Annotated in this window: 23 protein-coding genes; 1 reads left to right on the plus strand and 22 read right to left on the minus strand. The window is 59.6% G+C overall.

Annotated elements, in window-relative coordinates:
- Nucleotides 1-11: 11 nt before the first annotated feature.
- From AAEZ08_RS15755 to flhA, 14 genes are all read right to left on the minus strand, one after another.
- A complete protein-coding gene (locus tag AAEZ08_RS15755) occupies nt 12-425 on the minus strand; it encodes a DUF2802 domain-containing protein (RefSeq protein WP_003280395.1) in 414 nt (137 codons plus the stop codon).
- A 3-nt stretch (nt 426-428) separates the two neighbouring features.
- Nucleotides 429-908: a chemotaxis protein CheW gene (locus AAEZ08_RS15760; RefSeq protein ID WP_003280394.1), complete on the minus strand. Its 480-nt coding sequence runs from the start codon at nt 906-908 to the stop codon at nt 429-431.
- Between the two features lie 82 nt (nt 909-990).
- Nucleotides 991-1791, minus strand: a complete 801-nt coding sequence (locus tag AAEZ08_RS15765) for a CheW domain-containing protein (protein WP_003280392.1) — start codon at nt 1789-1791, stop codon at nt 991-993.
- A gap of 88 nt (nt 1792-1879) precedes the next feature.
- Nucleotides 1880-2668, minus strand: a complete 789-nt coding sequence (locus AAEZ08_RS15770) for a ParA family protein (RefSeq protein ID WP_003280391.1) — start codon at nt 2666-2668, stop codon at nt 1880-1882.
- Between the two features lie 87 nt (nt 2669-2755).
- Nucleotides 2756-3595, minus strand: a complete 840-nt coding sequence (motD, locus tag AAEZ08_RS15775) for a flagellar motor protein MotD (RefSeq protein ID WP_102819537.1) — start codon at nt 3593-3595, stop codon at nt 2756-2758.
- A 4-nt stretch (nt 3596-3599) separates the two neighbouring features.
- Entirely contained in the window at nt 3600-4340 is a 741-nt protein-coding gene (locus AAEZ08_RS15780; protein ID WP_003280388.1) for a flagellar motor protein, read from the minus strand.
- On the minus strand, nt 4340-5458 hold the full coding sequence (locus AAEZ08_RS15785) for a protein-glutamate methylesterase/protein-glutamine glutaminase (protein WP_003280387.1): 1119 nt from the start codon (nt 5456-5458) through the stop codon (nt 4340-4342). The genes AAEZ08_RS15780 and AAEZ08_RS15785 overlap by 1 nt, the downstream gene beginning before the upstream one ends.
- 53 nt (nt 5459-5511) lie before the next feature.
- Nucleotides 5512-7698, minus strand: a complete 2187-nt coding sequence (locus tag AAEZ08_RS15790; RefSeq protein WP_003280385.1) for a chemotaxis protein CheA — start codon at nt 7696-7698, stop codon at nt 5512-5514.
- 11 nt (nt 7699-7709) lie between these two features.
- A complete protein-coding gene (locus AAEZ08_RS15795; RefSeq protein ID WP_003280384.1) occupies nt 7710-8504 on the minus strand; it encodes a protein phosphatase CheZ in 795 nt (264 codons plus the stop codon).
- 23 nt (nt 8505-8527) lie between these two features.
- Nucleotides 8528-8902 carry a chemotaxis response regulator CheY gene (locus AAEZ08_RS15800; protein WP_011913679.1) on the minus strand — a complete coding sequence of 125 codons (375 nt, stop codon included), beginning with the start codon at nt 8900-8902 and terminating at the stop codon, nt 8528-8530.
- Nucleotides 8903-8975: 73 nt separating this feature from the next.
- On the minus strand, nt 8976-9701 hold the full coding sequence (gene fliA, locus AAEZ08_RS15805; RefSeq protein WP_020307196.1) for an RNA polymerase sigma factor FliA: 726 nt from the start codon (nt 9699-9701) through the stop codon (nt 8976-8978).
- Nucleotides 9702-9718: 17 nt separating this feature from the next.
- Entirely contained in the window at nt 9719-10546 is an 828-nt protein-coding gene (gene fleN / locus AAEZ08_RS15810; RefSeq protein WP_058064776.1) for a flagellar synthesis regulator FleN, read from the minus strand.
- 91 nt (nt 10547-10637) lie between these two features.
- Nucleotides 10638-11927, minus strand: a complete 1290-nt coding sequence (gene flhF / locus AAEZ08_RS15815) for a flagellar biosynthesis GTPase FlhF (protein ID WP_095460409.1) — start codon at nt 11925-11927, stop codon at nt 10638-10640.
- A gap of 16 nt (nt 11928-11943) precedes the next feature.
- Complete coding sequence (gene flhA, locus AAEZ08_RS15820) at nt 11944-14064, minus strand: flagellar biosynthesis protein FlhA (RefSeq protein WP_003280373.1); 2121 nt, start codon at nt 14062-14064, stop codon at nt 11944-11946.
- Between the two features lie 223 nt (nt 14065-14287).
- On the opposite strand from flhA, the gene sodC reads away from it, so the two are divergent.
- On the plus strand, nt 14288-14809 hold the full coding sequence (sodC, locus tag AAEZ08_RS15825; RefSeq protein WP_003280370.1) for a superoxide dismutase family protein: 522 nt from the start codon (nt 14288-14290) through the stop codon (nt 14807-14809).
- Nucleotides 14810-14857: 48 nt separating this feature from the next.
- Here the strand turns inward: sodC and flhB are convergent, their stop codons facing one another.
- From flhB to fliL, 8 genes are read right to left on the minus strand one after another with little or no spacing between them, the layout of a single operon-like run.
- Entirely contained in the window at nt 14858-15994 is a 1137-nt protein-coding gene (flhB, locus tag AAEZ08_RS15830) for a flagellar biosynthesis protein FlhB (protein ID WP_427702653.1), read from the minus strand.
- Nucleotides 15995-16021: 27 nt separating this feature from the next.
- Complete coding sequence (fliR, locus tag AAEZ08_RS15835) at nt 16022-16798, minus strand: flagellar biosynthetic protein FliR (protein WP_003280367.1); 777 nt, start codon at nt 16796-16798, stop codon at nt 16022-16024.
- A 5-nt stretch (nt 16799-16803) separates the two neighbouring features.
- On the minus strand, nt 16804-17073 hold the full coding sequence (fliQ, locus tag AAEZ08_RS15840) for a flagellar biosynthesis protein FliQ (protein ID WP_003280365.1): 270 nt from the start codon (nt 17071-17073) through the stop codon (nt 16804-16806).
- A 12-nt stretch (nt 17074-17085) separates the two neighbouring features.
- Nucleotides 17086-17832 carry a flagellar type III secretion system pore protein FliP gene (gene fliP / locus AAEZ08_RS15845; RefSeq protein WP_228481881.1) on the minus strand — a complete coding sequence of 249 codons (747 nt, stop codon included), beginning with the start codon at nt 17830-17832 and terminating at the stop codon, nt 17086-17088.
- 29 nt (nt 17833-17861) lie between these two features.
- Entirely contained in the window at nt 17862-18281 is a 420-nt protein-coding gene (gene fliO / locus AAEZ08_RS15850; RefSeq protein WP_003280362.1) for a flagellar biosynthetic protein FliO, read from the minus strand.
- Nucleotide 18282: 1 nt separating this feature from the next.
- The gene (fliN, locus tag AAEZ08_RS15855) at nt 18283-18756 is read right to left on the minus strand and encodes a flagellar motor switch protein FliN (RefSeq protein ID WP_003280361.1); all 474 of its coding nucleotides are present in this window, start codon (nt 18754-18756) and stop codon (nt 18283-18285) included.
- Between the two features lie 40 nt (nt 18757-18796).
- Nucleotides 18797-19768, minus strand: coding sequence for a flagellar motor switch protein FliM (gene fliM, locus AAEZ08_RS15860; RefSeq protein ID WP_003280359.1), 972 nt, complete (start codon nt 19766-19768; stop codon nt 18797-18799).
- 13 nt (nt 19769-19781) lie between these two features.
- Entirely contained in the window at nt 19782-20315 is a 534-nt protein-coding gene (gene fliL, locus AAEZ08_RS15865; RefSeq protein WP_101274878.1) for a flagellar basal body-associated protein FliL, read from the minus strand.
- Nucleotides 20316-20446 lie beyond the last annotated feature (131 nt).

The following is a 20446-nucleotide window of genomic DNA, read 5'->3' on the forward strand; positions in this document are numbered from 1 at the left end:
CGTTACGCCGCTCAAGGCTTCTGTCGTGACTGATGCAGTTTGCTCATGAGCTCAGCCTCGGACTGCGACAGGCCGCAGGACTGAGTCAAATCGTCGACGCTCGCACCCATGCCAACCAGTTTTGCGGCCTGGGAGAAGGAGAAGTTGTTGGGGTCGCGTTGCTCCATCTGAGTGAGCTTGTCCGGCAAAGGCGCGACTACGCGGCTCAGCTCGCGCAACTCATCACCCATGCGCAGGCTGCCTTCGAGATAAGCGTCCAGACGGCTACTCAGTTCCTTGATTCGCTTGTCCCTGCTCGCATCGCGCTGCTGCTGTTGTTCCGCCAGCAGCCGCTGCCGTCTGAGCAGCCACAGGCAGAAACCCAGCAGGCCCAGACAGCAGAATGCCAGTGCAACCAGCGATGCGACCAGCGACGCGATCAGCATGTATCAGATGCTCTCAAGCTCAGCCCATTCTTCTTCGCTCATCATCTTGTCGAGTTCGACCAGAATCAGCAGCTCGCCATTCTTGTTACAGACACCTTGAATGAACTTGGCCGATTCGTCGTTACCAACGTTGGGCGCAGTTTCAATTTCTGATTGGCGAAGATAGACCACCTCGGCCACGCTATCGACCATGATGCCGATGACCTGGCGGTCCGCCTCGATGATCACGATCCGCGTGTTGTCCGATACCGGAGCAGTTTCCAGGCCGAAGCGCTGGCGCGTGTCGATCACTGTCACCACGTTGCCACGCAGGTTGATGATACCCAGTACGTAGCTGGGCGCACCCGGCACCGGCGCGATTTCCGTATAGCGCAACACCTCCTGAACCTGCATCACGTTGATGCCGTACGTCTCGTTGTCCAGACGGAAAGTCACCCATTGCAGTACAGGATCTTCGGAACCCTGCGCAGACGTCATCTTCATAGTCCCACCTTCTTCAGTTACCGCAATGGCGGTCGATTCTATCGCTGGGTCGCGCAATAGGCGCGACAGTCATTTGATTGCGTCAGTGCGCCCGAGGCTTGGCAGCGCCCTGCATTTGTTTGACTGCACCACTGGCAATCAGCTCGGCCAGCGCGGTCACGTCGACCAGCGCGCACATATGTTCAATTACCGTACCGGCCAGCCACGGACGTTGGCTACGCTGCGTCCGCCATTTGACCTCACTCGGGTCGAGGCGAATCGAGCGGCTGACCTGATGTACTGCCAGCCCCCACTCGTAGCCTTGAACCGATATCACATACTGCAGGCCCTCGCGGAAGTCGTCACGGTAACGATCAGGCATCACCCAGCGCGCCGTGTCCAGCACCTTCAGATTGCCAGCCTGGCTTGGCAGTATTCCAAGAAACCAATCTGGCTGACCGAACAGCGGCGTCAGCTCCTGATCGGCCAGCGGATAGATGGAGCCCAGGCACACCAGCGGCACAGCCAGGGTCAATCCGGCCACATCGAACAACAAGCATTCGAACGGCTCCTCTCCCCAGCCAGGATGGGCCTCAGGCGCTGCTTCGACGGGTTCGCTCGACAGTTGCGGCGCAACCTCAAGCTCCACGACCGGCTCAAGGGTCAGGACCGGCGGCGGCGGTGCAGGTGCATCCACCACAGGCGCAGGCGCGGACGGCACGATCTCCAGCCGCGGCGGCTGGTTATTTCGCGTATCGCGCAGCTGCTCCTCGAGCACGGCAGCCTGAAACTCATCCTGACTGACCGAGTCTGCCAGCTCGATGGCGGCGTCCTGCAACAGCCCATCGAGGTAGGACTGCAGTGCCAGCTGGGAACGAGTTTCTGTTAGGACGATACGGCTCATGGAACGAACTCGTGAAGAGAATCTGAACAGGCTATCGGCAGTGTGTACGACAAACTTGAGTCGCCACACGCCGAGCGGTACGGTGATTTCACGCGACCTGCGGTGACACTTGCGAGGCCAACAGGTGTTTGAGCAAGGCCCGATAAGCAAGCACCGCACGGCTTGTCGGATCGAACTGAGAGGGGGTCAGCCCAGCGCGACTGGCATCACGCAGACGAGTATCAACCGGTATGAACGCTGGCCAGAGATTTTCCGCATAGCCAGCACGCAACACCTTCAGCGTATTCATCGAGGCCTGAGTCCGACGGTCGAACATAGTGGGAACGATGGTGTACGGGAGCGCTTGTTTGCGTGACCGATTGATCATCGACAATGTGCTGACCATCCGCTCAAGGCCTTTCATCGCCAGGAATTCGGTTTGCACTGGAATGACCAGCTGCTGGCTGGCAGCCAGTGCATTGACCATAAGCACGCCAAGCAACGGCGGGCTATCAATGATTGCGTAGTCGAAATCCTGCCATAGCTGGGACAAGCTCTTGGCGATGACCAAACCCAGGCCGCTCTGCCCAGGAGACTGACGCTCCAGGGTAGCCAACACAGTGCTCGATGGCATCAGCGAAATGCGCTCATGGCTGGTCGCGAGCAATAGCTGCCAAGGCAGGCCGTCAGGCACGGTGCCTTGATGCTGAAACAGGTCGAAGACGCTATGGTCGAGGTTGTCCGGGTCGTGACCGAAATAGCTGGTCATCGAGCCATGCGGATCGAGATCCAGCACCACGACGCGCTTGCCGGCATCGGCCAGCAAGCCCGCTAGCGCGATCGACGTAGTGGTCTTGCCTACCCCACCCTTTTGATTGGCTACAGCCCAGACTCTCATGCTCTTCCACCCGGCTCGATGCTGACCGGCACTGCATCACCCACAATAGGTAACGCGACGGTGTTTTGACGATTGCGCCCTAGGACGCTACATAGCTCTGGGTGGTGCAGATTGTGTGCCAGCCCGGCGCAGCGCATCGTCAGGGCGGGCGTTACTGCTGCCCATACCAGTGACACTGCGGCGCACATCGAGATTGCGCGACACCACCAGAATTACTCGGCGATTGCGCGAGCGGCCCTCGGCAGTCGCGTTATCGGCCACTGGTTGAAACTCGCCATAGCCCACCGCTGCCAGCCTGGAAGGATTCACGCCTTGTGCCGCCAGCATACGCACGACACTGCCAGCGCGGGCCGCCGAAAGCTCCCAGTTGGTCGGAAACTTATCCGTACTGATTGGCAAATTGTCGGTAAAGCCTTCGACGTGGATAGGGTTGTCGAAAGGAGCCAGAATTCCGGCGACTTTGTCTATCAACTGGAACGCCTGATCATTGGGCAGCGCATCACCGCTGGGGAAAAGCAGGCTGGAGTTGAGTTCAATCTCAATCCATAACTCATTTCCGCGAACCGTCAGCTGTTCGTTAGCGATAAGCTCGCCGAAGGCTTCGCGCATGCCCTGAGCGATGAGCTCAAGTGGGTCCAGGGTCGGATTTCCCGCCGATGATTCGCCAGACGGATCATCGACCTGGGAAATGTCAGGCTCTGTAGTCCGTGGCCGCTCCTCTCCAATAGGAATGGGCTTGACGGAACGATCAGCTTGGCTGAATACACCGACCAGCGAGTCGGACAGAATCTTGTACTTGCCTTCGTTGACCGAGGATATCGAGTACATCACCACGAAGAACGCGAATAGCAGCGTAATGAAGTCGGCGTACGACACCAGCCAACGCTCGTGATTCTCGTGCTCTTCGGGCGGTCTGCGTCTGGCCATGGGGTCAATCCATGAAGCCTTGCAGCTTCATCTCGATGGAGCGCGGATTCTCACCTTCGGCGATCGACAGCACGCCCTCGAGCAACATTTCCCGGTACGCCGTTTGGCGCTGCACGACGCTTTTCAGCTTGTTGCCTACCGGCAGCACCAGCAGGTTGGCCAGGGCAACACCATAGATCGTGGCGACGAATGCAACGGCAATGCCGCTGCCGAGCTGACTCGGGTCGGCCAAATTGCCCATCACATGGATCAACCCCATGACCGCGCCAATGATGCCGATGGTCGGCGAATAGCCACCCATGGCGTCGTACACCTTGGCGGCACGCAGGTCACGACTTTCCTGGGTATAGAGATCGACTTCCAGAATGCTGCGGATGACCTCAGGCTCGGCACCATCTACCAGCAGTTGCAAGCCTTTGCGTGCGTAAGGATCAGGCTCCGTCTCGGCGACCGGCTCGAGGCCGAGCAACCCTTCTTTACGGGCGGTGTTGCTCCAGGCGGTGACCAAGAGGATGCCACGACCAAGGTCGATGCGCGGCGGGAAGAAAATCCAGCGGCCGATGCTCATGGCTCGCATGAACACGGCAATGGGAGTCTGCAGCAGCACGGCGCCCAAGGTACCGCCCAGCACGATGAGTGCGGCTGGCCCGTTGAGCAACGCCGAGATATGGCCACCCTCGAGAAAGTTACCCCCAACGATGGCAACGAACGCCAGCAACAGCCCGATAAGGCTGAGCACATCCATCAGATACACGCCTCGGCAATGTGCCGACCGATGTCATCAAGGCCGTAAACCGCGTCGCTGAGGTTGGCCTTGACTATCGCCATCGGCATTCCATAGATCACGCAGCTTGCTTCATCTTGCGCCCACACCTGACTACCGCTCTGCTTGAGCAAGCGCGCGCCTTCGCGGCCATCGGCGCCCATGCCGGTAAGCACGACCGCAAGCACCTTGTCATGGAAGGACTTGGCCGCAGAGCCGAACGTGACGTCGACGCAAGGCTTGTAGTTGAGGCGATCATCGCCCGGGAGAATGCGCACTGCGCCGCGACCATCGATCATCATCTGCTTGCCACCTGGGGCCAGCAGCGCGAGCCCGGGGCGCAAAACGTCGCCATCCTCGGCCTCCTTGACGCGAATGCGACAGAGCTTGTCGAGACGATCAGCGAAGGCTTTGGTGAATGCCGCCGGCATATGCTGGATGAGTACGATTGGCGCCGGGAAATTTGCCGGCAGCTGGGTAAGCACGCGCTGCAACGCCACAGGGCCACCCGTGGACGTACCTATGGCTACCAATTTGTAGGCCTTACGCTTGGGAGCAGGCGAACGTGCCGCAGGCGCAGCCGGGGCTGCCGATGGCGCACTGCTGGTCCGAGATGCAGTCGTAGACAGCGTGGAGGTGGTGCCACGCGGCGAGACGGGCGCAGCGCTGGCTGCAGAGGTGCAGAAGGTGCTGTACCGGCGGTTACTGCGCGATACGGTATGCACCTTTTCGCACAGTAGCTGCTTGACCTTATCCGGATTGCGCGAGATGTCTTCGAAGTTTTTCGGTAGATAGTCCACCGCACCGGCATCCAACGCATCGAGGGTCACACGAGCCCCCTCGTGAGTCAGCGAGGAGAACATCAATACCGGCGTGGGACAGCGCTGCATGATCTGCCGCACCGCGGTGATGCCATCCATCATTGGCATCTCGTAGTCCATGGTGATGACGTCAGGTTTCAGCGCCAACACCTGATCAATGGCCTCGCGCCCATTAGTAGCGGTACCGACGACCTGGATATTGGAATCAGAGGAAAGAATTTCCGAAACGCGTCGGCGAAAGAAACCGGAATCGTCGACGACCAGGACCTTGACTGCCATACATCACTCCTAGCGGCAGCGCGCCCATCTATGGGCTGCGCTACCTGACTGAATCAAATCCTGCGTGCGTACCGCTTGAGCATGCTGGGGACATCGAGAATCAGAGCGATACGGCCATCACCGGTGATGGTCGCGCCGGACATTCCAGGCGTGCCTTGCAGCATCTTGCCTAGCGGCTTGATAACCACCTCCTCCTGCCCAACCAGCTGGTCGACGACAAAACCGATGCTCTGGTTGCCGACACTGAGGATCACCACGTGCCCCTCTCGCTGCTCATCTTGAGCCGCATCCTGAATCAGCCATCGCTTGAGATAGAACAGTGGCAGCGCCTTGTCGCGGACGATCACCACTTCCTGCCCATCAACGACGTTGGTACGCGAAAGATCGAGATGGAAGATTTCGTTGACGTTAACCAGCGGAAACGCGAACGCCTGGTTGCCGAGCATGACCATCAGGGTCGGCATGATCGCCAGCGTCAGCGGAACCTTGATCACAACCTTCGAGCCCTGGCCCTTGGTCGAGAACACGTTGACCGTACCGTTGAGCTGGGAAATCTTGGTCTTGACCACGTCCATGCCGACACCACGGCCGGACACGTCGGAAATCTCGGTCTTGGTGGAGAAGCCCGGCGCGAAGATCAGGTTGTAGCATTCCAGATCACTCAGCCGGTCTGCAGCATCCTTCTCCAGCATGCCCTTTTCGACCGCCTTGGCACGCAGGACATTAGCATCCATACCTTTGCCGTCATCGCTGATGATCAATAGGATATGGTCGCCTTCCTGCTCGGCGGACAGGACTACCCGACCAGTGCGTGGCTTGCCAGCCGCCTCGCGCTCTTCCGGCATCTCGATTCCGTGGTCAACCGCGTTGCGAACCAAGTGCACCAGCGGGTCGGCCAGAGCCTCGACGAGGTTCTTGTCCAGATCGGTTTCTTCACCGACCAGTTCGAGATTGATCTCTTTCTTCAGGCTGCGTGCCAGATCGCGCACCAACCGTGGGAAGCGGCCGAAGACTTTCTTGATCGGCTGCATGCGGGTTTTCATCACCGCGCTCTGCAGATCGGCGGTCACCACGTCGAGGTTGGAAACGGCCTTGGCCATTGCCTCGTCGCCACTGTTGGAGCCCAAGCGCACCAGGCGATTTCGCACCAGCACCAGCTCGCCAACCATGTTCATGATTTCGTCGAGGCGCGCAGTATCCACACGTACCGTCGTCTCAGCCTCTGCCGGCGGCTTTTCGGCCGGCGCTGGCGCGGCTGGCTTGCTCACCGCCGCTGCAGCTGGTTTGGCTGGAACTACCGGCTTGGCTGGTGCCGCTTTGACCGGTGCCGCCTTGACGGGCTCGACGGTAGCTGGCGTGTCGGAGACGGCACTAGCAGCCTCGAACTTGCCCTTGCCGTGTAGCTGGTCAAGCAGCGCTTCGAACTCGTCGTCGGTAATTTCATCGCTGCCGCCTGCATTTGCCGCAGCCGGCTGCGGGACCACCTCGGCTGCGGCCTCGGAGGCTTCTGTGGAGGCCGGTTCGAACTTGCCTTTGCCATGCAACTGGTCAAGCAGCGCTTCGAACTCGTCGTCAGTAATTTCGTCACCAACCGGCGCTACGGCAACTTCCGGCTCAGGAGCCGGCGCCGCGCCTGCAGCGATAGCGAACTGACCCTTGCCATGCAACTGGTCAAGCAGCGATTCGAATTCGTCGTCAGTAATCTCATCGGATCCGGCACTCGCCTCAGCCTTGTCTGCGGGCGAATCGATGGCTTCGAGGAACTGTTCAAAATCGGCTTCGGCGGAATCTGCTTCGGCCTCGGCTTCGGCGGGCTGCGGCTCAGCAGGAGCAGCGGCTTCGTCGGCCGAAGCTGGCTCCGCCAGTCGCGCCAGCGCTGCCAGCAGCTCTGGGGTGGCCGGGGTCACCGTAGTTCGCTCGCGAACCTGGCTGAACATCTCGTTCACTGCATCGAGCGCCTGGAGCACGACGTCCATCAACTCGGAGTCGACGCGACGCTCACCCTTGCGAAGAATGTCGAAGACGTTTTCGGCGATATGGCAGCACTCAACCAGCTCATGGAGCTGAAGGAATCCTGCGCCGCCCTTGACCGTATGGAACCCGCGAAAAATCGCATTGAGCAACGCTGTGTCATCGGGGCTGCTCTCCAGCTCCACGAGTTGCTCGGACAATAGTTCGAGAATCTCGCCGGCCTCTACCAGGAAGTCCTGGAGGATTTCTTCATCGGCGTCGAAGCTCATATTCACATCCCCTAAAAGCCCAGGCTCGAAAGCAGATCGTCGACATCGTCCTGCCCGGATACGACATCCTCACGTATATCGGCATGCATCTGCGGACCTTCACCTTTGGAAGGTTCTTTTTCTTGTTTTTTCTTTTCTTGCTCGGCGCGCATCGCTTCGCGGTCATGCTGGATGCCGGCCACGCGATCTACCTGACCCGCCATCAACACGAGATTGAGCAGGTTGCTTTCAAGTTCGGTGATAAGCCGAGTCACGCGCTTGATCACCTGCCCGGTCAGGTCCTGAAAGTCCTGAGCCAGCATGATTTCACTGAGGTTCTGCGACAGCTGACTGCCATCGTTCATGCTGCGCTGGAGATACAGATCGATACGTTTGACCAGATCTCGAAACTGCTCAGCGCTCATTTCGCGACGCATGAAACGCTGCCAGTCGGCCGTCAGGCTCTGCGCTTCATAGCTCACGTAATTCACCAGCGGCGCAGACTCTTCCACCAGATCCATGGTGCGGTTGGCCGCTTTCTCGGTCATCTCCACCACATAGGACAGGCGATCGGTCGCGTCGGTAATGGGTGACGGATCGCCGCCGGTGGCGCAGGTGTCCATCTCGAGCTTGACGATGGCGTTGTGCAACTCACGGGTGAGTTTGCCAACTTCCAGGTAGAGGCCGTGATTGCGCGCCTGATTCAGCTCATTGAACATCTGCGTCGCTTCATCGAAGCGACCTTGCTGCAGGCTTTCAATCAGTTTGGGTGCATGAGCCTTCAGAGTCGCTTCGAACTCTGCCAGGGTTTGGTCTGCTTGCGTCATAGTGCCCTCGCGGCGTTGCTACTTCAGCCGTTGACGCGCTCGAAGATCTTTTCGATCTTCTCCTTGAGCACCTGGGCAGTGAAAGGCTTGACCACATAGCCATTAACCCCGGCCTGTGCCGCTTCGATGATCTGGTCACGCTTCGCTTCGGCAGTCACCATCAGCACCGGCAGGTGCTTGAGGCGCTCATCCGCACGCACGGTGCGCAGCAGATCGATACCGCTCATACCCGGCATGTTCCAGTCGGTAACGAGGAAGTCGAAGCTGCCGCTCTTGAGCATTGGCAGCGCAGTGGTACCGTCATCCGCCTCGGCGGTATTGGTGAACCCCAAGTCACGCAGGAGGTTCTTGATGATTCGTCTCATCGTCGAGAAGTCATCGACGATGAGGATTTTCATGTTCTTGTCCAAGTCGACCTCCGTAAGTCCCAAAATGCCTCAGCAACCGAGCACGTCATACCGCAAACAATCGTCAATGGGCGCGCCATTCGCCGAGACGTGCACGCAAGCGCGCAGCACATTGGCTATGCAACTGGCTCACACGCGACTCGCTGACTCCCAGCACCTGGCCAATTTCCTTCAAGTTCAATTCTTCGTCGTAGTACAGCGACAACACCAACTTTTCGCGCTCGGGCAGGTTGGCAATGGCATCGGCCAACGCCTGCTGAAAGCGTTCATCCTCAAGATCACGAAAGGGCTCCGGATGGGTGCTGGCAGCGTCGTCCTCAAACTCGCCGTGCTCGCCCTCCTGCAGCAGATCGTCAAAGCTGAACAGGCGACTGCCCAACGTGTCCCCGAGAATGCCGTAATACTCGTCAAGGCTTAGCTTAAGTTCGGCCGCAACTTCGTGATCTTTAGCGTCACGCCCAGTTTTCGCCTCGATGGCCCGAATTGCTTCGCTGACCATGCGCGAATTGCGGTGCACCGAGCGTGGTGCCCAATCCCCCTTTCGCACTTCGTCCAGCATGGTGCCGCGAATGCGGATTCCGGCGTAAGTTTCGAAACTGGCACCCTTGCCGGCGTCGTATTTCTTAGCTGCCTCCAGCAGTCCGATCATTCCAGCCTGAATGAGATCATCCACCTGCACACTGGCAGGCAGACGCGCCAGCAAGTGGTAGGCGATTCGCTTGACCAATGGGGCGTACTGGTCAATTAGGCGGTACTGAGCATCCTTTGCCTGAGCCTTGCTGTAATACATAGCGGTTCCGGCACCTGTCATTCGTGGCTCTGTGAAGCGGGCGTGATGAGACGCTCTACGAAGAATTCGAGGTGGCCACGCGGCGTCGCCGGCAGCGGCCAGGTGTCGACCTTCTGGGCGATGGCCTTGAAGGCCAGCGCACATTTCGAACGTGGGTAAGCCTCATAAACAGCCCGCTGCTTCTGTACTGCCTTGCGCACGGCCTCGTCGTACGGCACTGCACCCACATACTGCAGCGCCACATCGAGAAACCGCTCGGTAACCTTAGTCAGTTTGGCAAACAGGTTGCGGCCCTCCTGCGGCGCGTGTGCCATGTTGGCCAGCACGCGGAAACGGCTGATGCCGTAGTCGCGGTTCAGCAGCTTGATAAGAGCATAGGCGTCAGTGATGGAAGTGGGCTCATCGGTAACGACCAGCAACACCTCCTGCGCCGCGCGTACGAAGCTGACGACCGAATCGCCGATGCCTGCCGCGGTATCGATGATCAGCACGTCGAGTTCATCACCGAGATCACTGAACGCCTGAATCAGGCCGGCGTGCTGCAGCGACGACAGCTGCACCATGCTCTGCGTGCCGGAAGCAGCCGGCACGACACGGATGCCACCGGGCCCCTGGATCAGCACGTCGCGCAGATCGCACTCACCGGCAATCACATCGGCAAGGGTGCGCTTGGTGGTAAGACCGAGCAGCACGTCAACGTTGGCCAACCCCAAGTCAGCGTCAAGCAACACCACACGCCGACCGAGTTCGGCCAGCGCCAGTGACAGATTGACCGACACGTTGGTCTTGCCGACGCCACCTTTGCCGCCGGTCACCGCAATCACCTGTACGGGATGCATACCCATGTTCACACGCCTATATCTTGCTGGGGCCATACGGCCGGCGATGCGCCCGCATGGCGCGCATCTGATTCATTCAGGAACCGCTGTCGCATCATCATCCGGCCCGCCGTGACGGACCGTTGTACAACCCGGCGAACATATCGGCCATGGTTTCCTCGCTCGGTTCCTCGCCGGATTGCAAACTCACGGCGCGACTTACCAATTGATGACTGCGCGGCAGGTGCAGATCGTCCGGGATCCGAGGTCCATCCGCGAGGTAGGCTATCGGCAAATGCTGGCTGATGGTGAGCCCAAGCACATCGCCGAGGCTGCCTGCCTCGTCCAGTTTGGTCAGGATACAGCCAGCCAGGCCGCAGCGACGATAGTTGTGCCACGCCGCCTTCAATACCTGGCTCTGGCTGGTTGCGGCCAGCACTAGATAGTTTTTCGATTTCACGCCGCGGTCGGACAGTGCATCGAGCTGCATGCGCAGGGTTGGATCGCTAGCCGGAAGACCGGCTGTATCGATGAGGATCACGCGCTTGCGTGCCAAGGGCGCCAGTGTCTTGACCAGCGACTGGCTCGGATCGATCTGCAGTACGGGCACATCAAGGATGCGTCCGAGGGTCTTGAGCTGCTCCTGCGCGCCGATCCGATAATTGTCCATGCTTACCAGTGCGATGTTCTGCGCACCATATTTCAACACATAGCGCGCAGCGAGCTTGGCCAGGGTCGTGGTCTTGCCAACGCCTGCCGGGCCAACCAGCGCAATCACACCGCCCTCTTCCAGCGGCTCGTTCTTCGTGACCTTGATCGCCTGCGCCAGGTGCGCCAGGACCATACGCCAAGCCTGGCGGGGCTCGCTGATGCCTGCGACCTTCTCCAAAAGGCTACGCGACAGTTCGGCGGGCAGCCCCATGCGCTGCAGACGGCGCCAAAGGCTGGCCTGCTGCGGACGGCGGCTCTGCTCCTGCCCCCAGGCAATCGAACCGAGCTGCACTTCGATCAGCTCGCGCAGGCCGTGCAACTCGGACTGCATCGCTTCGATTGCGCGAGCGTCTGCAGTAGCGGCCGCAGCGACAGGCTGGGCTTGCGGCTTGATTGCCGCCGCAGCCGGCTTCTCGTCAACCAGTTGACGATCCTGCATGTTCGCGCGAGGCGCCGAGCTCAGATCGGCATGGGCGCTGGCAAGGCGCGCCTGCGTTTTGCGCAACTCGGCTTCCAGCGCCGGATTGGGCTTGGTCGCTGCAGGAGCGGACTGCATCGGGTAGTCGAGCACTGCGGTCAGCTCGACGCCACCGGCCACCCGGCGATTGCCGATGATCACGGCATCGGCGCCCAGCTCGTCACGCACCATTTTCATGGCGATGCGCATATCGGCAGCGAAGAAACGTTTGACCTGCATGGCCTTCTACCCTCGGTTAATTCTGACCCACCGTCGAGACGATGGTGACTTGCTTGTTGTCCGGTATTTCCTGGTAGGCCAGAACATGAATGTTCGGCACCGCCAGCCGCGCGAATCTCGACAGCATCGCCCGAACCGGGCCGGCTACCAGCAGTACCGCCGGTTTGCCGAGCATTTCTTGACGCTGTGCTGCATCTACCAAAGACCTTTGCAACTTTTCGGCCATTCCTGGCTCCAGCAAGATTCCGTCTTCGGAGCCCTGTCCGGCCTTCTGCAAGCTATTGAGCAAGATCTGTTCCAGCCGAGGTTCGAGCGTGATCACAGGCAGCTCCGGCTCTAGTCCCACAACGTTCTGCACGATTGCGCGGGACAGCGCGACGCGCACGGCTGCGACCATTGCGGCGGGATCTTGACTCTTGGCGGCCGCATTCGCGATAGCCTCGGCGATGGTACGGATGTCCCGTACGGGCACCTGCTCCTGCAGCAACGCCTGAAGCACCTTGAGCAGCGTCGACAGCGAGACCATACCCGGCACCAGCTCCTCGGCCAGCTTGGGCGAGCTCTTGGCCAGCAACTGCAGCAGTTGCTGCACCTCCTCATGCCCAAGCAACTCGTGGGCATGCTTGTGCAGGACCTGATTGAGGTGGGTGGCGACTACCGTACTGGCGTCCACCACCGTGTAACCGAGCGACTGCGCCTGATCGCGCTGGCTTGCCTCGATCCAGACAGCTTCCAGGCCAAACGCCGGATCCCTGGCGGCGATGCCGTTGAGGGGTCCGAATACCTGACCCGGATTGATCGCCAACTCGCGATCCGGGTAGACCTCAGCCTCGGCCAGGCTCACTCCCATCAGCGTCAATCGATAGGCGTTGGGCAGCAGATCGAGATTGTCGCGAATGTGTACCGAAGGCATGAGAAAACCCAGGTCCTGGGACAGCTTCTTGCGTACACCCTTGATTCGGGCCAGCAGTTGACCGCCCTGGTTACGATCCACCAGCGGAATCAGGCGATAGCCGACTTCAAGCCCCACCATGTCGACGGGCGTCACATCGTCCCAACCCAACTCCTTGGTTTCCGCTGCCCGCTGCGCAGGAAGCAGTTCCTGTTGCTTCTGCACTTCCTGCTCGGCCTTCTTCACGACCTGCTTCTGCCGATGCCAGATCCAGTAAGCGCCTGCAGCGGCTACAGCGCCAAGGCCAAGGAAGGACGTATGCGGCATGCCGGGTACAAGGCCCATGGCGATCATGATGCCAGCCGCTACGGCCAACGCCTTGGGTGATGCGAACATCTGCCGGTTGACCTGCTGTCCCATATCCTCGGAGCTGGTTACACGAGTCACCATGATCGCTGCAGCGGTCGAAAGCAGCAGCGATGGGATTTGCGCGACGAGGCCGTCACCAATGGTCAGCAGGGCATACACCTGACCGGCTTCACTGAAGCTCATGCCGTGTTGCGCCATGCCGATGCCGACGCCACCGATGAGGTTGATGAAAAGGATCAGCAAGCCGGCAATGGCGTCACCGCGAACGAACTTGCTCGCACCATCCATCGAGCCGTAGAAGTCTGCCTCGGAGGCGACTTCTACGCGCCGCAGCTTGGCTTCGGACTGGTCGATCAGGCCGGCGTTGAGGTCGGCATCGATTGCCATCTGCTTGCCGGGCATCGCGTCCAGGGTGAAACGTGCGCTGACTTCCGAGATACGCCCCGCGCCCTTGGTCACCACGACGAAGTTGATGATCATCAAAATCGCGAAGACGACGATACCGACAACATAGTTGCCGCCGATTACGACATTACCGAACGCCTCGATCACATGACCTGCAGCAGAGCCGCCTTCATGGCCATTGATCAACACGACCCTCGTCGAGGCCACGTTCAGCGCCAGGCGCATAAGGGTTGCAACGAGCAGGATCGTCGGGAAAACCGCGAAATCCAATGGCCGCAGCGCGTAGACACTGACCAACAGCACGACGATCGACAGCGCAATGTTGAAGGTGAACAGCAGATCCAGAAGGAACGGCGGCACCGACAGCATCATCATGCCCATCATCACGAGCAACAGCACCGGCACACCCAGGTTGCCGCGCCCTGCGCCCGTCAGGCCATTGCGAATATTGATGAGTTGCGTGCGATCCACATAGACCCCGGGATTTACAGAACGAATTCTTGACGCGAAATGCGCCCTGACCGAGGTATAGCAAGAAGGGGTCCAACTTTTTATCTGTGCCAGTTCCGGTCGGCCCGGTTACCACCGCCTTGCCACGTTGCAGCAAGGCCAACCAGCGAACGCAGCCGAATACGGACAGTCACAAGTGCTAACGGCAGCACTCCGCTGTCGTTTGTGCGAAAGGAGCTTTCAGATGAAACAGTGGATCATCGCCGCGCTTGCAGGCTGCACCGCCCTCGCCGCCCAGGCTGAAACCTTGAGCGTCGAAGTAAACACCGTTACCGCTCAGGGCATCGGCGATTCGGTAGGCAGTGTGAAGATCGAAAGCAACGAGTACGGGCTGGTATTCCGCCCTGAGCTGACCGGTTTGCAGCCAGGCATTCACGGATTCCACATTCATGCCAAGGGCAGCTGCGAACCAGCAGATGTGGACGGTAAAGCGACCGCTGCAGGCGCAGCAGGCGGCCACTGGGACCCGAAAAATACCGGTAAACACGGCGAACCCTGGGGCGACGGCCACCTAGGCGACCTGCCCGCGCTATACGTGGACAGCGAAGGTAAAGCCAGCCAGCCAGTGCTGGCGCCGCGCCTGAAGAGCCTCGGCGACATCAAAGGCCAGGCGCTGATGGTTCACCAGGGCGGCGACAATCATTCGGATCATCCGCAGCCTCTGGGTGGCGGCGGTGCGCGCGTAGCCTGCGGCGTCATCAAGTAACAGCATCGGGATGCGAGGCGGCGAGCGTGAGACCGCCTCGTACCCAACCTACTCGTCCCTGCGCAAATCCGGCGGGATAGGCAGATTGGTCAACGGGTCAGGCCTTCTTCCCTTGCCGCCGCGGTACTGGCGCAGCTGATAGACGTAAGCCAGCACCTGCGCAACCGCCAGGTACAAACCTGCGGGGATCTCCTGATCGATTTCGGTCGAGTAGTACACTGACCGCGCCAATGCAGGTGATTCCAATACCGTTACCTTGTGCTCTTGTGCGATCTCGCGAATCTTCAGCGCTACGAAGTCACCGCCCTTGGCGACCAGCATCGGCGCACCGCCCTTGGCAGCGTCGTACTTGAGCGCGACAGCAAAGTGGGTGGGGTTGGTGATAACCACATCCGCCTCCGGTACCGCCTGCATCATGCGCCGCTGCGCAGCATCGCGCTGCAGCTGGCGAATGCGCGATTTGACCTCCGGCTTGCCTTCGGAGTCCTTGTATTCGTCCCTGACCTCCTGCTTGGTCATCATCAGCTTCTGCTTGTTATCCCAGAGCTGGAAAGGCACATCCACCGCAGCGATCAGGATCAGCCCGCACGCCATCCACAAGGCACACCAGCCGACGATTTCGGCGCTGTGCATGATGGCCAAATCCAGTGGCTGCTTGGCAATCGACAGCAGATCGTCCTGGTAAGCCGATAGCACCAGTAGCGCAACACTGAGCACTACCAGAAATTTGCCCAGCGCTTTAAGCAGTTCGACCAGAGCTTTAGTGGAGAACATGCGCTTGAGTCCGGCCGCCGGGTTCATTCGGCTGAGTTTCGGCGCCATGGCTTTGCCCGAGAACAGCCAACCACCCAACGAAACAGGACCTACGATCGAGGCGATCAGCAGTGCAATGAGCAGCGGCATAATTGCCTCCAAGGCCATCAGGCCATTGCTCATGAGCAAGCGCACCATCGACCCTTCATCGAGCAGGGTTTCTCGACTCAGCTCGAAGGTCCCTTGCATCATTGCCATCAGGGTTTGCGCCAAACTACCGCCGGAGGCCAGCAGGCCGCCGATGCCGCCCAGGGTGACCGCTACGGTGCTGAGTTCACGCGAGCGCGCCAGTTGCCCTTTTTCACGGGATTCGCGCAGTCGTTTGTCTGTGGGTTCCTCGCTTTTATCGGCACCACTTTCGCTCTCAGCCACCGCCGACCTCCTGCCTGGTCAAGGACATCAACGCGCCCCAGCCAGGTCGCGCAGCATCATCAACGCTTCGCTGACGAATATCTGATACTGCGCGAAGATATCGGCCATACCGACCCAGACGATGACCAGGCCCAGCACCAGTGTCAGCGGAAAGCCGATTGAGAAGATATTCAGCTGTGGGGCTGCTCGGGTCATCAAGCCGAATGCCAGGTTGACCACCAACAGTGCGGTAATGGCAGGTAACACCAGCAGCAAACCCGCTCCGAGCACCCATCCAAGTTTGCCAGCCACCTCCCAAAAATGATTGGTCGAAAGCCCACCGCCCACCGGCAAGGTTATGAAGCTCTCGGCGAGGATCTCCAACACCACCAGATGGCCGTTCACCGATAAAAACAACAGAACGACCAGCATATTGAAGAACTGGCCGATTACCGGCACCGAAACGCCATTGGCCGGATCGACCATCGACGCAAAACCGAGGCCCATCTGCATTGCCAGCAACTGCCCCGAGACGATGAACACGTGAAAGAACAGTTGCAGGACAAAACCGAGCATCACCCCGATTACCAATTGTTCGGCGATCAACAGCAGTGATGCCAGACTCAGCGATTCGACCACCGGCATTGGCGGCAGCGTCGGCACCAATACCACCGCGATAGCCAGCGCCAGATAAAGACGAACCCGCATCGGCACCAGCTGAGTGCCGATAATCGGCATGCTCATCAGCAAAGCGGCGATGCGAAACAGCGGGAGCAGGAACTGCCCAACCCACCCGCCAATCTGCGCATTGCTCAGCTCAAGCACGCCAGCTACCCGATCAGCAGCGGAATGTTTTGCACCAGATTCTGCATGTACTCCATCAGCTCACGCACCAGCCATGGCCCGGCCCAGATCAGCGTCATCAGCATCATCAGCAGACGCGGCAGGAAGCTCAGGGTCTGCTCGTTGATCTGTGTCGCCGCCTGGAACATTGCCACCACCAGGCCAACCAGCAGGCTCGGCACAACCAGCACGCCAACGATCATCGCGGTCATCCACAACGCCTCGCGAAACAGGTCCACGGCTACTTCAGGAGTCATTTGCGCCCCTCCCTACAGGGTGCCGAAACTGCCGGCCAGAGTGCCGATGATCAGCCCCCAGCCGTCCACCAGCACGAACAGCATGATCTTGAACGGCAACGAGATGATCAGCGGCGAGAGCATCATCATGCCCATCGCCATCAGCACGCTGGCCACGACCATGTCGATGATCAGAAACGGAATGAAGATCATGAAACCAATCTGGAAAGCGGTCTTCAGCTCCGAGGTGACGAAGGCCGGTACGAGAATGGTCATCGGTGCTGCCTCCGGCGAGGCAATGTCGGTACGTCGTGAAAGGCGCACGAAAAGCTCCAGATCGCTTTCGCGCGTCTGCGCCAGCATGAAGTTCTTCAGTGGCACCTCAGCCCGTGAGATGGCCTCCTGCGCGGGGATCTGCTCGCTCAGATAGGGCTGTAACGCATCCTGGTTAATTCGCTCGAACACCGGCGCCATGATGAACAGCGTGAGAAACAGCGTCAGGCCGACGAGGATCTGATTCGAAGGCGTTTGCTGCAGCCCCAGGGCCTGGCGGAGAATGGAAAAGACGATGATGATCCGGGTGAAGCTGGTCATCAGCATGACGAATGCCGGGATGAAGCTCAGCGCCGTCATGATCAGCAGGATCTGCAGGCTGACCGAATACTCCTGCTGCCCCTCGGCATCCGTCGTCAGGGTGATCGCCGGTATTGATAGCGGGTTGTTTCCCTGGGCCAGGATGCCGGAAGGCTCTTGTGCCATGGCAAGGGGGCCGATCAGCATCAGTGCGGCCACCAACAGAATGCGCAACATCAAGGTCTGTCCTTGTGGTCCTTGCCAAGCAGCTCCATCAGACGCTGGGCGAATTCGGGGTTGGCTGGCTCGGCATCCGGCAAGTGCACCGGCTCCTGCATGACGTGCAGTGGCGTAATGCGCCCGCCACTCAGGCCGATGAGGATCTGCTCACCGCCGACTTGTACCAGCACCAGGCGCTCACGAGGGCCAAGCGCCTGGCTGGAAATCAGCTTGATGACCTGAGTGCCACGCGGATTCATCTGCTGTACCCGTCGCAGTAGCCAGGCCAGCAGGAAGATGAACCCGATTACCAGCAAAAGGCCGAATAGCAGCTTGCTCAGCTGCGCACCCATGCCAGCACTGCTCATGCTCGCCGCCGGCTCCGCAGCCATTACGGGAAGAGCCAGCAGCGCGACCAGAAACGCAATGGCCCGCATGTCAGCGCAACTTCTTGATGCGTTCGGTGGGGCTGATGACATCAGTCAACCGAATGCCGAACTTCTCGTTTACCACCACCACTTCGCCATGGGCGATCAGCGTGCCATTGACCAGCACGTCCAGCGGTTCTCCGGCCAGGCGGTCAAGCTCCACCACCGAGCCCTGATTGAGTTGCAGCAAGTTGCGGATGCTGATCTCGGTGCTGCCGACCTCCATGGAAATAGAGACCGGGATATCGAGAATCACGTCCAGATTCGGCCCATCCAGCCCCAGTTGCACGCCAGTCGACTTGGGTGCGCTGGCAAAATCTTCCAGCGGAGCGCGGGGTGGCGCCGGTGGCGCTGCCGCGGGACCCTGGCTCAGCAGAGCATCGATGTCGTCCTGGCTGGCATCGCCCGCCTCGGCCAGTGCTGCCGCCCACTCATCGGCAAGCGCCTGTTCCTCGGGAGATGTGTTGTCTTGTTCGTCTGCCATCGCTAATCCTCGATCGGCTCGAATTGAGTAAAGGGTTGGTTCAACGTGGGCGAATCAAAGGGTCCAGCACCTGCAATGCCAAGTTGCCCTTATGAGCCCCCAGCTTGACCTTGAACGCTGGCATGCCATTGGCGCGCAGGATCATGTCTTCGGGCATTTCTACCGGAATCACATCGCCGGGCTGCATGTTCAGGATGTCGCGAAGCTTCAGTTGCCGTCGTACGACCGTCGCACCCAGCGGTACGCTGACGTCGAGAATGTCTTCACGTAGCGCCTTGACCCACCGCTCGTCCTGATCGCTGACATCAGACTGGAAGCCGGCATCGAGCATCTCGCGGATCGGTTCGATCATCGAATAGGGCATGGTTACGTGCAGATCACCACCACCGCTCTCCAGCTCGATATGGAAGGTGGAAACAACCACCACCTCGCTGGGGCTGACGATGTTGGCCAAGGCCGGGTTCACCTCCGAGTTGACGTACTCGAAGTTGACGTCCAGCACCGCGTGCCAGGCTTCCTTGAGATCGACGAACGCCTGCTCCAGCACCATGCGGACGACACGCAGCTCGGTAGGAGTGAACTCCCGACCTTCGATCTTGGCGTGGCGCCCGTCACCGCCGAAGAAATTGTCCACCAGCTTGAACACCAGCTTGGCGTCCAGGATGAACAAGGCCGTGCCGCGTAGCGGCTTCATTTTCACAAGGTTCAGGCTGGTGGGTACGTACAGCGAATGCACGTACTCGCCGAACTTCATCACCTGAACGCCACCCACCGATACATCGGCCGAGCGACGCAGCAGGTTGAACATGCTGATGCGGGTGTAACGGGCGAAACGCTCGTTGATCATTTCCAGGGTGGGCATGCGCCCGCGAACGATGCGGTCCTGACTGGTCAGGTCATAGCTCTTGATGGATCCCGGCTCGGAATCGCTTTCGGTATCCACCAGACCGTCGTCGACCCCGTGCAGGAGCGCATCGATCTCGTCTTGCGAGAGCAGGTCTTGAACAGCCATCTGCGGCAGCCTTCTATTGCAATACGAAGTTGGTGAAAAGCACTTGCTCGACGGCAAGCTTGCCAATTTCCTTCTGCGCCAGTTCCTGCACGCTGGCAGTCGCCTGCTGACGCAGCATTTCCTTGCCCACGGGCGTTTTCAACGCCTCGAAGTCCTGACTGGAGAACAGCATGACCAGTCGGTTGCGCAACAACGGCATATGTACTTTCAGTGCATCCAGCGCAGCCTGATCACGTGACATCAAGGCGATGCTGACCTGCATGTAACGCTGGCGTCCCTTGTTGCTGAAATTGACCACGAAAGCGGGCATCAGGACTTCATAGATCGCCGGCTGCTTGCCCGAAGCGGTGCTCGCGGCCTCTTCGGCCTTGTCGTCACCGAGGTCGCCGCCCTTGTTCATGAAGTAAAGCGTACCGCCGATGGAAAGCCCTACGGCCACCAACATGGCGACCACGATCACCAGGATGAGTTTCAGCTTTCCCTTGCCTGCCGGTTCCGCTTCCGGTCCGGTTGGCGGCACTGTTGGTGGAGCCTGTTTCTTAGCCATGCCAAATATCCGTCATCAACCGCATTTCGGTCGGGTTCTACGAGTTAGGAGCAACTGCTGTGCCAACGTTCCAGGCAGCCGACATTCACAGCGCTAGGCCTTTGGCCCGAGTGCCGACAAGGTATCAGGAA

Source organism: Pseudomonas sp. E45-MNA-CIBAN-0222 (assembly GCF_040310405.1).
Lineage (GTDB): Bacteria > Pseudomonadota > Gammaproteobacteria > Pseudomonadales > Pseudomonadaceae > Stutzerimonas > Stutzerimonas stutzeri_AC.